The sequence below is a fragment of the Actinosynnema sp. NPDC050801 genome, from assembly GCF_040673975.1.
In the GTDB taxonomy this organism is placed as follows: domain Bacteria; phylum Actinomycetota; class Actinomycetes; order Mycobacteriales; family Pseudonocardiaceae; genus Actinosynnema.
Window position 1 is genome coordinate 43841 of the sequence record NZ_JBFAQZ010000009.1, and the last position, 13781, is coordinate 57621.

At 70.1% G+C, this 13781-nt stretch carries 17 protein-coding genes and 1 pseudogene; 10 read left to right on the forward strand and 8 right to left on the reverse strand.

Annotated features, from left to right (window positions below; translation table 11 throughout):
* The coding region (locus AB0K14_RS21265) for a tetratricopeptide repeat protein (RefSeq protein ID WP_364338526.1) at positions 1-451 on the forward strand (451 nt) is incomplete at its 5' end.
* Here the strand turns inward: AB0K14_RS21265 and AB0K14_RS21270 are convergent.
* From AB0K14_RS21270 to AB0K14_RS21280, 3 genes are all read right to left on the reverse strand, one after another.
* Positions 448-891 (reverse strand): hypothetical protein, encoded by a 444-nt coding sequence (locus AB0K14_RS21270; protein ID WP_360463165.1) that lies wholly within the window; start codon positions 889-891, stop codon positions 448-450. The two genes, AB0K14_RS21265 and AB0K14_RS21270, sit on opposite strands and share 4 nt — an antisense overlap.
* Positions 892-1274: 383 nt before the next feature.
* The gene (locus AB0K14_RS21275) at positions 1275-1796 is read right to left on the reverse strand and encodes a DUF3291 domain-containing protein (protein ID WP_360463162.1); all 522 of its coding nucleotides are present in this window, start codon (positions 1794-1796) and stop codon (positions 1275-1277) included.
* Positions 1797-1829: 33 nt separating this feature from the next.
* A complete protein-coding gene (locus AB0K14_RS21280; protein ID WP_360463159.1) occupies positions 1830-2489 on the reverse strand; it encodes a helix-turn-helix domain-containing protein in 660 nt (219 codons plus the stop codon).
* 296 nt (positions 2490-2785) lie between these two features.
* Here AB0K14_RS21280 and AB0K14_RS21285 point away from each other — a divergent pair, with 296 nt between their 5' ends.
* A complete protein-coding gene (locus AB0K14_RS21285) occupies positions 2786-3352 on the forward strand; it encodes a hypothetical protein (RefSeq protein ID WP_360463156.1) in 567 nt (188 codons plus the stop codon).
* A gap of 122 nt (positions 3353-3474) precedes the next feature.
* Here the strand turns inward: AB0K14_RS21285 and AB0K14_RS21290 are convergent, their stop codons facing one another.
* Positions 3475-3849 carry a MerR family transcriptional regulator gene (locus AB0K14_RS21290; protein ID WP_360463153.1) on the reverse strand — a complete coding sequence of 125 codons (375 nt, stop codon included), beginning with the start codon at positions 3847-3849 and terminating at the stop codon, positions 3475-3477.
* 123 nt (positions 3850-3972) lie between these two features.
* Between AB0K14_RS21290 and AB0K14_RS21295 the strand changes: the two are divergent.
* The 5 genes and pseudogenes from AB0K14_RS21295 to AB0K14_RS21315 form a co-directional block, all read left to right on the forward strand.
* Positions 3973-4182 (forward strand): annotated as a pseudogene (locus tag AB0K14_RS21295) (NAD(P)-binding domain-containing protein); the annotation flags it as partial.
* Positions 4183-4282: 100 nt separating this feature from the next.
* Positions 4283-4789: a hypothetical protein gene (locus AB0K14_RS21300; RefSeq protein WP_360463150.1), complete on the forward strand. Its 507-nt coding sequence runs from the start codon at positions 4283-4285 to the stop codon at positions 4787-4789.
* Positions 4790-4951: 162 nt separating this feature from the next.
* A complete protein-coding gene (locus tag AB0K14_RS21305; protein WP_360463147.1) occupies positions 4952-5821 on the forward strand; it encodes an AraC family transcriptional regulator in 870 nt (289 codons plus the stop codon).
* Between the two features lie 325 nt (positions 5822-6146).
* A complete protein-coding gene (locus AB0K14_RS21310) occupies positions 6147-6713 on the forward strand; it encodes a hypothetical protein (RefSeq protein WP_360463144.1) in 567 nt (188 codons plus the stop codon).
* A 155-nt stretch (positions 6714-6868) separates the two neighbouring features.
* Complete coding sequence (locus tag AB0K14_RS21315) at positions 6869-7534, forward strand: phosphotransferase (RefSeq protein ID WP_360463141.1); 666 nt, start codon at positions 6869-6871, stop codon at positions 7532-7534.
* A gap of 61 nt (positions 7535-7595) precedes the next feature.
* On the opposite strand, the gene AB0K14_RS21320 is transcribed toward AB0K14_RS21315, so the two are convergent.
* The 3 genes from AB0K14_RS21320 to AB0K14_RS21330 are packed head-to-tail and all read right to left on the reverse strand — an operon-like array spanning position 7596 to position 8603.
* Complete coding sequence (locus tag AB0K14_RS21320) at positions 7596-7922, reverse strand: DUF1048 domain-containing protein (RefSeq protein WP_360463139.1); 327 nt, start codon at positions 7920-7922, stop codon at positions 7596-7598.
* A gap of 1 nt (position 7923) precedes the next feature.
* Complete coding sequence (locus tag AB0K14_RS21325; RefSeq protein ID WP_360463136.1) at positions 7924-8280, reverse strand: DUF1048 domain-containing protein; 357 nt, start codon at positions 8278-8280, stop codon at positions 7924-7926.
* Positions 8277-8603 (reverse strand): PadR family transcriptional regulator, encoded by a 327-nt coding sequence (locus AB0K14_RS21330; RefSeq protein WP_360463133.1) that lies wholly within the window; start codon positions 8601-8603, stop codon positions 8277-8279. The genes AB0K14_RS21325 and AB0K14_RS21330 overlap by 4 nt, the downstream gene beginning before the upstream one ends.
* 225 nt (positions 8604-8828) lie before the next feature.
* On the opposite strand from AB0K14_RS21330, the gene AB0K14_RS21335 reads away from it, so the two are divergent.
* From AB0K14_RS21335 to AB0K14_RS21345, 3 genes are all read left to right on the forward strand, one after another.
* Positions 8829-10058 carry a serine hydrolase domain-containing protein gene (locus tag AB0K14_RS21335; protein WP_360463130.1) on the forward strand — a complete coding sequence of 410 codons (1230 nt, stop codon included), beginning with the start codon at positions 8829-8831 and terminating at the stop codon, positions 10056-10058.
* A 109-nt stretch (positions 10059-10167) separates the two neighbouring features.
* Positions 10168-10938, forward strand: a complete 771-nt coding sequence (locus AB0K14_RS21340) for an ABC transporter ATP-binding protein (protein WP_360463127.1) — start codon at positions 10168-10170, stop codon at positions 10936-10938.
* 9 nt (positions 10939-10947) lie between these two features.
* Positions 10948-11709, forward strand: coding sequence for an ABC transporter permease (locus AB0K14_RS21345; protein WP_360463126.1), 762 nt, complete (start codon positions 10948-10950; stop codon positions 11707-11709).
* Positions 11710-11734: 25 nt separating this feature from the next.
* On the opposite strand, the gene AB0K14_RS21350 is transcribed toward AB0K14_RS21345, so the two are convergent.
* Positions 11735-13717 (reverse strand): amino acid transporter, encoded by a 1983-nt coding sequence (locus AB0K14_RS21350; RefSeq protein ID WP_360463123.1) that lies wholly within the window; start codon positions 13715-13717, stop codon positions 11735-11737.
* Positions 13718-13781: the final 64 nt, after the last annotated feature.

Here is a 13781-nt window from a genome sequence, read left to right on the forward strand (position 1 = left end):
GGATCGGGCAATCACACTGTACGAAGCCACCCTCACCGACCGCCAACGAGTGTTGGGTCCCGCCCACCCCGACACGCTCGTCTCGCGCAACAACCTGGCCGGCGCCCACCAGTCGGCGGGTGATCTGGATCGGGCAATCACACTGTACGAAGCCACCCTCACCGACCGCCAACGAGTGTTGGGTCCCGCCCACCCCGACACGCTCGTCTCGCGCAACAACCTCGCCTCCGCCTACCAGTCGGCGGGTGAACCGGGTCGGGCGATCACACTGTTCGAGGCCACCCTCACCGACGCCGAGCGGGTGTTGGGTCCCGACCACCCCACAACCAGCATGATCCGGTCGAACCTCAACGAAGCAAGATCAAGTGGCGATCCGCTGCTTCCGAACCGTGCGGGTCGTAGTGGAACAGGAGCGCGGCCGGGCCCGGGAGCCGGTCCAGGGCAGACCTAGGACTGCTTGGGCGAAGCGAACCAAGCGTCCCGGCTCGCCTCCTGCTCGGCGATGGTGCCGAGCAGGTCCACCGGGGCGTCGTCCAGAGTCGGCACCAGGTCGGACAGCTCGGCGTTGCGGCCCGGCCGCATCACGTACGCCTTCTGCCCGCCGCCCATGTCCCGGGCCATCCCACTGGGCCACACGTCACGCCGCGCGCCCTGCACCGCCACCGCCACCCCGAGCGGCTCCACCTGCCGCCGCAGCCGGGTCAACGCCTCGAACAGGTCCGGGCCGGTGGCGGTGAACAAGTCCTTGCGCAGCTCCAACTCGATCCGGTATCGGGGCCACGGCCCCTCGTATCCGTCCAGCCAGGCCCGCAACGGAGCCCGGCCCTCCTGGCCGTCGCGCACGACCAGGACCTCGCGGTCCGCCAACACCCTCGGGTACCCGTCAGCCACCCGGTGATCCAACCAGACGAAGGCGCACTTGTGCGGTGGTCCGGTAGCCGCACCAACTCCCGGGCGATGCGCTCGGTGAACAGCGCGGCGGGCGGGACTTCCCTCGATGTCGTAGATGACCGGCGGGCTCCAGCCTCCGGTCACCACCGGGTGCCGGGAGAACCCGGCGCACCCGGTCCCCTGAACCTCCACCACCGCCGCCAATCACACCGCGGCATGTCGGCGCCTCCGTCGGACGGGTGGCGAGTCGGCAGAAGTGAGTGTTGCTCAGCACCCCGACAGCGGCAGAAGGGTGCCTCGGCGGGGTGACGGTCGGCCATTGCCGGCCGGGAGAAGTCGGTCGTCCGGCCCTGACCTCGCGGTCGTGCATCGGACGGTGCTGGTCACCCGGTGGCGCTCAGCCTGAGGTCCGGGCCTTGGTCGTGTCCGTCGGTGGTTGCGACGCCGAGTCCCGCGTCCTCGGGCGTGTACGTGTCCCTGAACCCGAAGGCGCGGGGTGACGGGCCGTGGGCGCGCAAGTGTTGCAGCCGCTCGACCGCCTCCTCGACGGTGGGCACGTGGCCGGCCGGGATCCACCACATCACCTGGAACGCCGTCTTCGGCAGCTCGAACCACTCGGCGCGGCGCCGGAGCACGTCCAGGTGACCGCTGCGGTAGACGTAGTCCCACAGGCTGTCGCGACTCTCCCAGACCGACATGTTCACGATGACGTCCGCGCCGAGGGTGGTCCGGATCGCGGTGGCGTCGTTGCTCTCGTCGCCGACCAGTCGCCACACGAACCCGGGCGACCGGTCGGCGACGTCGTTCAAGGTGTCCAGCATCGACGTGAAGCCGTGCGTGCGCGGATCGTCCAGCGGGTGCCTCAGGGTGCCCACGTTGAGCTGGGCGAGGTGGTGTCCGGCCATACCACTCACCTCACCACCCCCCACCCTTCTATGTCAATCGACATTATTTTTAGAAGTCTCGACGGTGACGCAGCACGTCCCGGGTTGCGGATCCATGCGGGCCCGCAGCCCTTCGATGTCCTCGACCAGACCTTCCACCAGCGCCAGGTTCATGCCGCAGATCAGCGCGGGATGCCGCTCCGAGAGGGCGTGGAACGGGCAGTTGACCAGGCGGAGGACGGCGCCGTCCGCGTCCGTGCGCGGCTCGTAGCCGCGCACGGACAGCACGGCCCGCACCGCGTCGAGGTCCTCGATCGGTCCGGCGGCGGCCCGCGCGGCCCGTCCTTCCCGCACGGCGGCGGCCCGCAGCTCGACATCCAGCCGGGCGCCGTCCGCCACCGCGGCCAGCAGGTCGGCGGCGGTGCGGTAGTCCCGGGCCGGGACCGAGACGTGGTGTTCGACGCCGGACCGGCGGTAGAGCTTGGCCGGCCGCCCGGCACCCGGGCCCGAACGCCCGGTGAGTCGACGGCTCTCGGTGACGAGCAGCCCGGCGTCGACGAGCTTGTCGAGGTGGAACGCGGCGAGCGTGCGACCGACCCCGACACCCTCGGCCGCCTCGTTCCGGCTCACCTCGTGGTCCTGGGCGACCACGTACTCGTACAGCTGCCGCCGGACGGGGTCCTGCAGCACGACGATCGCCTCGATGTCCTCCATCCCACCATGCTAGGAACAACGCAGGCTTCCGCTGGAAACACGACCACCAAGGCCGGGCACCGGATGGTCGACGATCTCGTCAACCAACCGTGTTCGGATCCACTTCGACCCGCCGCTGTCCCACACCACGCCCGTCCTCCTGTCGGTCACGCGACACATCCGCCCGTCGGCGTGGGAGTGCGTTGCCCGCCGCACCACACCGGGCGGGGACGGGCCTGGTGCCGACGACTCGGGTCGGCGTCCGCTCGCCGTCGAACGAGCGCCTGGTCGTCCGGAGAGCCGGCAGGCTGTGTTCCGTGAACCCGATTGTTGCGCAGGTGTTGACCATCGTCGGTGTCCTGCTCGGCTCAGCCGCCACGTTCGTCGTCACCTCCACCACCGAGCGGACCCGTTGGCGACGAGCGCAGTCCGCCCGCTGGGACGACAAACGCCTCCTCGCGTATTCGGAGTACGCCAACGCGGTCAAGCACATGGTCCGGCTGTGCCGCAGGATCGCGGAGACCAAGGGGCTGCTGTCCACGGGTCAGCCCATCGACCTCGACTCCGCGTTCACGGACCTCGCGGAGGCGGAGACCGAACGAGCCGCGCGGTGGGAGACCGTCCTGCTCCTCGGCGAGCCGACGACGATCGACGCCGCACGAACGTGGAGTGAGCAGGTGTGGCGACTGGAGCACATCCTGCGCGAGGACGACCCCGACTCGTCCTCATTCACCGACGCCTACCGAAGTGCCATGCGACTGCGCAACGAGTTCTACGCCCGTGCCCGCGCAGACCTCGACATCACCAGCGGCCCACTGCCCGAACTCACGTGGAAGTCGCTCGAACCCCCACCACCACCGCCCGACCGCCCCGCTGCGCCTTGACGCCCGATCAGCGGCATGCCACGCCGTCGCGGTCGCGCTGTGCCCGGCTGCCCGCGCTGCGGTCGTCGAAACACGCTCGACGTGGGGTCGGCGCGACGGCTTCGGCGATGTCGTCGTTGACATCACCGGCTCGGTGTGGGGGCTGTCGAGCGTTCGGTGGCGGCGATGTAGTCGGCGAGGGCTTCGCGGGACCGGGTGAGTGCGGTGAGCCGGTCGTCCAGCGCCTGAAGGCGGGCGCGGAGGCCGTCGAGGAGTTCCGGACAGGGCGCCAGGGTGGGGACCGGGCCTGTGGTGCACGGGAGCATATAGGCGATTTCCTCGGTCGAGAGGCCCGCGCCGAGCAGTTTCGTGATCTGGTTGACCGTCAGGACCGCGTCCTCGGTGTACTCGCGGTAGCCGCCCGTGCTCCGGTCGGGTTCGAGCAGGCCTTGTGCTTCGTAGTAGCGGAGTTGGTGGGTGCGGACGCCGGTGCGGCGGCTCAGTTCCCCGATCAGCATTCCGGCTCGCCCTTGACCTTCATACCGGTGTGAACGTTCAGGATCCCGGTATCGGTTCCGCGTGGGTCGAGGGAGACGACGATGGGTGTGGAGAAGTCGGTGGCGGTGGTCGGGCTGGGTTCGATGGGGCAGGCGTTGGCGGGGGCGTTCGTGCGGGCCGGGTGTCCTACGACGGTGTGGAACCGGACTGCCGGGAAAGCCGGGCGGTTGGTCGCCGAGGGGGCCGCGGTCGTCGATTCGGTCGAGGCGGCCGTGGCGGCCGGGTCGGTGGTGGTGGTCTGCGTCGCCGATCACGACGTGGTGAGGGGGTTGCTGCGGTCGGTGGGCGGTGGGCTTGAGGGCAAGCTGCTGGTGAACCTGACCTCGGCCACATCGGTGGAGATGCGGGAGATCGCCGGGCTGGAAGGGGTGGACGACTACCTCGCGGGCGCTCATGGGGATGCCGCAGGACATCGGCGCCGAGGCGTTGGTCCTGTACAGCGGGCCGCGTTCGGCGTTCGAGGCGCACGAGGAGGTTCTGCGCGTCCTGGGCGAGCCGGTGTACCTCGGGGCCGACCACGGGCTGTCGACGTTGTACGCCGGAGCCGGGGTCAGCCTGATGTGGAGCGTGCTCAACGGCTTCCTGCACGGCGCGGCCCTGTTGGGGGCGGCGGGCGTGCGGGCTTCGGCCTTCGTCCCGTTCGCGCGGCGCAACATCACGACGGCGGCCGGCTGGTTGGCCGGGTATGCGGAACAGGTCGACGAAGGGGCGTACCCGGGGGCGGACGCGACGATCGACTCACACCTGGCTGCGATGGGGTACCTGGTCCGGGAGAGCGAGGCGGGCGGGGTGAACGCCGAGTTGCCGAGGTTCATCGCGGGGTTGGCCGGACGAGCCGTCGCCGACGGCCGCGGCGGGGACGGGTACGCCGCGATGATCGAGCTGTTCCGCACGCCCTGAGGACCGTTCCGCATGTCGCAGAAGCGGACGTCGGCTAGGGCTCGATCGGGGGAATGAGGGCGCGTCCGCTGCGTGTCGGTCCGGGAGGTGATCGGATCGGTTCGCTGCGGTCGGGCGCGGTCGGGGTGGGGGCGGGCAGGGTTGGTGGTGGAAGGAGGCCTCATGATCTCGGCACTCAACCGGCTCGTCGACCTCGTCGAGGGGCACTTGGGCGAGGAGTACGACGTCGACGCGTTGGCCAGGGAGGTCGGCACGACCGGGTACCACCTGCGCCGGATGTTCTCGTCGTTGGCGGGCATGCCGCTGTCGGAGTACGTGCGGCGGCGGCGCATGACCGTCGCCGCGGCGGACGTCGTCAGGGGCGAGGACGACCTGCTGGGCATCGCCGTCCGGCACGGGTACGGCTCGACCGAGGCGTTCGGACGCGCGTTCCGGGCCGTCCACGGCGCCAACCCGGGTGACGTCCGCCGTGACGGAGGCCCTCTTCGCACACAACCGCAGCTCAGGTTCCGCCTGACCGTCGAAGGGAGTAACCCCGTGGACACCCGCATCACCGACCGGCCCGCGTTCCGGCTCGTCGGGCACGCCACCCGCGTGCCGCTCATCCACCACGGCGTCAACCCGCACATCCAGCAGCACATCACCGCACTGCCTCAGGAGGAGCACCTCCGGCTCAAAGCCCTCGGCGACACCGAGCCGGCCGGCCTGCTCCAGGTCAGCGACGACGTCGACCCCGACGCCGCCGAGGGCAGTGAGCTGACCTACCTGCACGGCGTCGCCGTCACCCCCGACACGGCGGTCCCCGACGACCTCGACGGCATCGAGGTGCCGGCGGGCAGGTGGGCAATCTTCCGCACCGCCGGTCCGTACCCGCAGGCGTTGCAGACCACCTGGGCCGCGACCGCGACCGAGTGGTTCCCCTCCAACCCGTGGCGCCTGCGACCGGGCCCGTCGATCGTCACGGTCCTCGACCGCGCGGACGACTTCAGCACCGCGACGTGCGAGCTGTGGCTACCCGTGGAACCGGCGTGACGGACCTTCCCGCGATGGTCGACGCGGCACGCGTGCTCCGGTACGACGCAATTCGCGGTGGGTGAGAGCACCGCCGGTGGTCGGCTCATCCGTAGTTCCCCACGTTTGTGGACGGATGCTCGTTCAATGAGCGACGGAGCCTCGGGAATTCGACTGTCGAGTGATGGTGCGGTCGCTTGGCCCTGGTCACCCTGGCAACGAAAACTGCGGCTCCAACGCCCGCAACATCCACGGAGAGTGTCACGACATTTCACCTAATCGGCGCGCGGGCACGGGGTTACAGTGGCGATCCACTTGCCGTTCCGGGTTCACGGAGGCGCCTCGGATGAGTACGAATGGGATCAGGAATTCGTTGTCGGGCCTGCGGCGATCCGTCGCGGGCGTCCTCGTCGCGGTCACGGCCGCGGCCGGGCTGGTGGCCACCGCGCCCGCGGCCCAGGCGGCGGGCACCGAGTTGCTGTCGTGCGTGGGAACCGGCGCCAACACCTTCCAGCCCGGTGTGACCGCGCAGATCAGGCCCGTCACGATCACCTCCCGCGCGGACTACGGCCCGTGCGTGTCCAGCGGGTCGCCGGAGATCACCTCCGGCGGGTACGCGATCGTCGTGACCGGACTGATCTCCTGCCTGGCCGGGAGCGTCTCCATCATGGTGACCATCACCTGGAACACCGGCGAGACGAGCACCGTGGCCGCGGCGGGGGTTGTGGTGCTGCGGCCGGCCAACGAGACCGTGGTCGTGTACCAGGGCAGCGTGATCGCCGGCAGGTTCACCGGCGCCGCGGTCGTCATGACCGCGGTCGTGCTCAACACCACGCCGGAGCGGTGCTTCACGCCGGAAGGCGTCACCAGTTCCAGCGGGCCCGCCGGCATCGTCATCACGCAACTGGCCTGACGCCGGGGGGATCCGCCGGAACCCACCAGCCGCACGTGCAGGCCGGAAGCCCGGTCCCGATCTCGGGGCCGGGCTTCTCGCATGGGCCGCGCAGGGCATGGTGCTCCCGGCCAAAGAGGTGGCGTGCCCCGCCCCGGACCGGCCAGGATGCACCGGTGCAACCGCTGCCGCACGGCTACACCAATCACACCGTCGGTGACGGGACCGTGGTCCACAAGACCTATGCGGGCCCGGACGCCCGGCGCCGGCACGCGCGGGAACGGCTGATCCTCGGCCGACTCCAGGGACGAGTTCCGGTGCCACCGATCCACGGCGCCGAGGACCACGGCCTGAGGCTGGGGTTCGTCGCCGGCGCACACGGTCAGGACCTCATCGACGCGGGCCACGCCGATGCCGTGTTGAGCGCGTGCGGAGCCACGCTCCGCCGGATCCACACCCTCGACCTGAACGCCGGCACCAGGGCCGAGCGGGGGAAGGTGCTCGTCCACGGCGACTACGGCCCGAACAACGTGCTGCTCGACCCGGCCACCTTCCAGGTCACCGCCGTCCTGGACTGGGAGTTCGCCCACCTCGGCGACGCCGTCGAAGACCTCGCGTGGTGCGAGTGGATCATCCGGATGCACCACCCCCGCCACGTCGAGGGGCTGGAACGCTTCTACGCCGGCTACGGCGTCCCGGCCCCGCCCTGGCCGGTGAGGAAGGCGGTCATGCTGGCCAGGTGCCGCGAGCTGGAGGACTTCACCCGACGGTGGGCACCCGACAGCGACGGCGTTCGGCAATGGCGACGACGCTTCGCCACGACCTCGGACTGGGAGGAGTGAACCACCGTCGACGAGCCGCCCGGCGATCCGCTGCTCGGCCCGTGCCGGTGATCTCCGAGCGTCACTTCCCGGCCGTACCGGCTTTCCCGCCGATGGACTCCTGGTACACGTCCGCGTACGTGCGCGAGTCCTTGACCAGGTCGTCGCAGAAGGCGGCGACGTCGTCGCCGACGAGTTCCAGCACTCCCTTGCCGGCCGCGGCGCCCTGCTCGAAGAAGTCGACGATCCCGGGCAGCAGGGGCCCGTCGTGCAGGTCGACCGGTCCCACCTTGAAGAAGTACCTCTGCATCTCCTCGTAGACGACCCGGTAGTCCGGCGGCAGCGCCTTGACCCGTGCCACGTGCGCCCGCCACTGCTTCTTGCCCTCGATGATGTCCTGAATGCCCACTTCAGCCTCCCAGCCAGGCCAGTTTCCTCGCGACGTTCCTGTTCAACTGCTCGCGCCACCGGTCCCGATGGCTCCGAGCCCCTTCTCCGCCGGCCAGCGCCGCGCAGAAGCCCTTGATGTCGTCACCCAGCACCTCGTGGATGCCCTGCCCGTCGGCCGCCGCTTCTTCGAGCAGCCCCAGCACACCGTCGACGATCGGCATCAGGTTCCGACCGGTGAAGTCCGAGTACGGCAGCAGGTGACCCTTGACCTGGGCCCACGCCGCCCGGTAGTCGGCCGGCAACGCCTCGGCCCTGGCTTCGAACGCCTTCCACTCCCTGGTGAGGTCGCTGCCGGTGACGGTCTCCCAGAAGTTCATCTCCCACCCTCCCTGAGCTTGTCGATCCTCGATGTGACGTACTCCCACTTCGCCCAGAACGTCGCGAGCCGCTCGCGGCCGGCCTCGTTGAGCGCGTAGAACTTCCGCGGTGGGCCCAGCCCGGACGGTCGTTTCGTCACCTGGACGAGCCCGTTGCGCTCCAGTCGCAGCAGGATGGTGTAGACCGTCCCCTCGACGACCTCGGTGAAGCCGAGCTCGTTCAGCCGGCGCGTGATGGCGTACCCGTAGGTCTCCTCGCTGCCGATGATCTCGAGCACGCAGCCCTCAAGCGTGCCCTTGAGCATCTCCGTCAGGTCGTCCAACGTGGGCCCTCTTCAGTCCGCGGTACTCCGTGACACCGAGTACCACTACAACGTACCACCGAGTAGTGGACGATGCGAGCCGCTCCGCGGGCGCCGGTGTGGCGACCTCGTGTCAGGGCCGTGACTGCCCGGTGTCAGGGCGGTCGGTGAACGTGGACCCCGTCATCAGTTCACCGATCGCGGGACCGCGAGGGCCGTTCCGCGACAGCACCGGGGGTTTCGGGAATGACCAGGGACAGCAAGCCCAGCAGGTTCCGCGTGCCGCGCGTGGTCCGGCGAGTGGGGGCCGTGGCGCTGGCGGCCACGCTCCTGGCCGGGGTGACCGCGGCCGGTGGCGCCGTGCCGGAGGCCGCCGCCGCGCGGGATCGCCCGGAGCTGCGGCAGGCCGTCCAGGCGTTCGTCGACGCCGGTTTCGCCGGGGTGCAGGTGCGCGTGCACGATCAGCGGGGCGCTTGGGTCGGCAGTGCCGGGGTGCGCGAGCTGGGCAAGACGGCGAAGCCGCCGACGAACGGCCGGTTCCGGATCGGCAGCGCTACCAAGACCTTCACCGCGACCCTGCTCCTGCAGCTGGTGGCCGAGGGCAGGATCGGGTTGGACGACCCGGTGGCCGACCACCTGCCGGAGTTCGGGTTGGACCGGCGGATCACGGCGCGGATGTTGTTGCAGCACACCAGCGGGGTGTTCAACTTCACCGGTGAGTACTTCCCCGACGGGACGGTCGTGCCGGGGATCCCCTGGCAGGGCAAGGAGTGGGTGGACCTGCGGTTCCACACCTACCAGCCGGAGGAGCTCGTGCGCCTGGCGCTCGCCAGGCCGGCGCGGTTCGAGCCGGGGACGGGCTGGAACTACTCCAACACCAACTACGTGCTGGCCAGGTTGCTCGTCGAGCAGGTGACCGGCCGCTCCTACGCCGAGGAGGTGCAGCGGCGGATCCTGCGGCCGCTCGGGCTGCGCGGCACGACGGTGCCGGGCGCCTCGGCGGAGATCCCCGGGCCGCACGCCCACGGCTACCACCGGTACGAGGACGGCGGGCAGTGGAAGACGGTCGACGTCACCCGGCAGAACCCGACCTGGATCTCCAGCGCCGGTGACATGATCTCGACCACCGAGGACCTGCACGCGTTCTTCTCCGCGCTTCAGGGCGGCAGGCTCCTGCCCGCACCGCTGCTGGCCGAGATGCGCACGCCGCACCCCCGGAGCGAGGGCTTCTTCGGCCGCTACGGCCTCGGGATGTACGTACAGGACAAGGGCTTGGGCTGCGCCGGCACGCTCCTCAACCACAACGGCAGCGTCAACGGCTACGCGGCGCTGATGTACAGCACGCCCGACGGCGGCAAGACCCTGACCGCCTCGGTGACCACGGGGGACGCCGCGACCAACCCGGCGAACGAGTTCCCGACGGCACTGCGGCGACTGCTCGACGTGGTGTTCTGCGGCGAGCAGCCCGTCGGTTGACGGGACCGGGCCACCAGAGCCACCTCGGAAGCGGCTGGGTCACCCGGGAACGGGACGACTCGCCGCCGACACCAAGCGGGCTGACGACAGAATCCGGAGAGACCCGATCATGACGACCCGAACCACCGCAGGACCCGCGATCCGCGTGCAGGGCTTGGAGAAGTCGTACAAGGCGCTGAAGGTGTTGCGCGGCGTGGACTTCGAGGTGGCGCGAGGCAGCATCTTCGCCCTGCTCGGCTCGAACGGCGCGGGCAAGACCACGGCCGTGAAGATCCTGTCCACGCTGCTCAAGGCCGACGCCGGGACGATCGCCGTCAACGGCTTCGACGTCGCCACGCAGGCCGCGGACGTGCGGGAGTCCATCAGCCTCACCGGGCAGTTCGCCGCCGTGGACGAGATCCTCACCGGGCGGGAGAACCTCGTGCTGGTCGCCCGGCTGCGGCACCGCGAGAACCCCGGCAGGATCGCGGACGACCTGCTCGCCCGCTTCTCGCTGAACGAAGCGGGCACGCGCAGGGTGTCGACGTACTCGGGTGGCATGCGCCGCCGCCTCGACATCGCGATGAGCCTGGTCGGGGACCCGCCGGTCATCTTCCTGGACGAACCGACGACCGGCCTCGACCCGCAGGGGCGCATCGAGGTGTGGCAGGCCGTCAGGGAACTCGCCGCCCAGGGCACGACGGTGCTGCTGACGACGCAGTACCTGGACGAAGCCGAACAACTCGCCGACCGGATCGCGATCCTGCACGAGGGCCGGATCATCGTGAACGGCACCCTCGCCGAGCTCAAGCAGCTGCTCCCGCCCGCCGAGGTCGAGTACGTCGAGAAGCAGCCGACACTGGAGGACGTCTTCCTCGCGCTCGTCGGCGACAAGAAGTAGGGGACCACCATGGCCAAGCACTTCCTCGGTGACACGGGCGTCCTGTTGGGACGATCGCTGCGCCACATCGCCCGCAGCCCGGACACCATCATCACCACCGCGATCATGCCGATCGCCATGATGCTGATGTTCGTCTACGTCTTCGGCGGTGCGATCGACACCGGCTCGGACTCGTACGTGCGGTACATGCTGCCCGGCATCCTGCTCATCACCGTCGCCTCGGGCATCTCCTACACCGCGTTCCGGCTCTTCCTCGACCTCAAGGGCGGCATCTTCGAGCGGTTCCAGTCCATGCCGATCGCGCGGTCGTCGGTGCTGTGGGCGCACGTGGTGACCTCGCTGGTCGCCAACCTGATCTCGCTCGTGGTCGTCCTGCTCGTCGCGCTGCTGATGGGTTTCCGCACCAGCGCGGGAGTGGCCGGGTGGCTCGCGGTCGCGGGCATCCTGTTCCTGTTCACCCTGGCGTTGACGTGGCTCGCCGTCATCCCCGGCCTCACCGCGAAGTCCGTCGACGGCGCGGGCGCGTTCTCCTACCCGCTGATCTTCCTGCCGTTCCTCAGCTCCGCGTTCGTGCCCACCCACACCATGCCCGGTCCGGTGCGCGCCTTCGCCGAGCACCAGCCGGTGACCTCCATCGTCAACACCATCCGCGCCCTGTTCACCCAACAGCCGATCGGCGGGGACATCTGGACCGCCCTCGCCTGGTGCGTCGGCCTCCTCGTCGCCGCCTACGTCCTCGCCACGATCACCTACCGCCGCAGGATCTCCTAGCCGCGTCCCGGCGGCGGGTGGGTGGTCAGCCGCCGACGTGGATGCCGGGACGCCGACCCGGGTCGGGTTCGTTGGTGCGGATGATCTCGCGGACCACCGGGGCGGTGTCGCCGCGGCCCAGGAGGAGGTAGCGGAACAGGTGCCCCAGCGGGTTGCCCTCGCTCCACGCGAAGTGGCAGTGCGGCAGGACGCCCGTGGTGTCGCGCAACGTCAGCAGGATCGCGGCGATCGCGTTGGGCGCCGCGGGGCTTTCGGCTCGCAGGATCCGGTGGCCGTCGACCTCGACGCCGCGGACCTTGAGCACGTCGCTGAAGGCCGACGGGTCCACCACGTCGATCTCCAGGAACAACACGTCGGCCCGGCCGGGCACGGGGTTCGCGCCCCGCTGCTCGGCCTCCTTCTCGGCGTACTCCGCCGCGTCACCCGCCTGGCGGCGGTTGGCGATGAGGGTGAGCGCGCCGTCGTGGGCGATGGAGTCGGTGATGAACCGGCGGGCCTCGTCGTCGAACTCGATGTGGTCGGCGCGCAGCTCGGTGGTGCGGGTGACGCGGGAGACCAGGGAGACGGCGATGATGCCGACGATGAAGAAGGCCGAGATCGTGATGCCGTCGGGCTTCTCGATCACGTTCTCCACCAGCGCGTACACCATGATCAGCGTCAGCAGGGTGAAGGCGACCGCCGCGCCGCGCCGCCGCCCGCGCACGGCGGAGATCGCCACCGCGACCGAGGCCGACACCATCATGGCCAGGATGCCGGTGGCGTAGGCGCCCGCTTGGGCGTTGACGTCGGCGCGGAAGACGATCGTGATCAGGATGCAGACGGCGGTGTAGACCAGCACGACCGGCCGCACGGCGCGGGCCCACTCCGGGGCCATGCCGTAGGACGGCAGGTAGCGCGGCACGATGTTGATCAGACCGGCCATCGCGGACGCGCCCGCGAACCACAGGATCAGGATGCTGCTGATGTCGTAGGCGGTGCCGACCCACTCGCCGAGCAGCTCGTGGGCGAGGTAGGCGAGAGCGCGGCCGTTGGCCTCGCCACCGGGCTGGAACTGCTCCACCGGCACCAGGACCGTGGTCACGAAGCTGGTCGCGACCAGGTAGACCGACATGATCAGCGCGGCCGCCGTGAGCAACTTGCGCGTGTTGCGGATACGGCTCTGGAGCCGCTCGGCCTCCGTGCGACCGTCGGCCGCCACCAAGGGCATCATGCTCACGCCCGTCTCGAACCCGGACAGGCCCAGCACCAGCAGCGGGAACGCCAGGACCGCCGGGCCGACGACACCGGCCAGTCCTCCCCCACCGGAGGTCAACGCGTCCAGCCACCGGTCCAGCACGACGGGCCCGGACAACACCTCCAGCACCCCGGCCACCACGACCACGGCGTTGAGCAGCAGGAACACCGCGACCAGCGGGATGGCCACGCCGACCGCCTCGCTGAACCCGAGCAGGAACACGCCACCCAGCACGAGCAGCAGCACGATCGTGACCAGGACCTCCTGGCCGTGCAGGAAGTCGGGCGCGCGCGGGTTCTCCAGCGCGTGCACCGAAGCGTCGGCGGCCGACAGCGTGATCGTGATGATCCACGACGTGGCCACGAACCCCAGGAGTACCAACACGAACAACTTGCCCCGCCAGAACGGCAGCAGGTCCTCCAACATCGCCACCGAGCCCTGGCCGTGCGGGCTCTCCCCGGCCACCCGGCGGTACATCGGCAGCATCCCGAACAGCGTCAGCGCCACGATCAGCAACGTCGCCAACGGCGAGATCGCACCGGCCGCCAACGCCACGATACCGGGCAGGTAGGACAGGGTGGAGAAGTAGTCCACCCCGGTCAGGCACATGACCTTCCACCACGCCGTCGGCTTGGCGTGCTGCTCGACGCCGGCGGGCCCCACCGGGTGCACCCGGTGCTCCAACAACCACCGCCCCCACCGCGACGACGGGGCAGCCGGTCGAACCGGGCTGTCCACCCGTGCCGGAACCGCGGACTGCGGCGTGTCGGTCATGCCAGTTCTCCCGTTGACGATCAGGTGTCCGGTTCGGGCGAGAGGTCCGCCCCCTCACACGGTG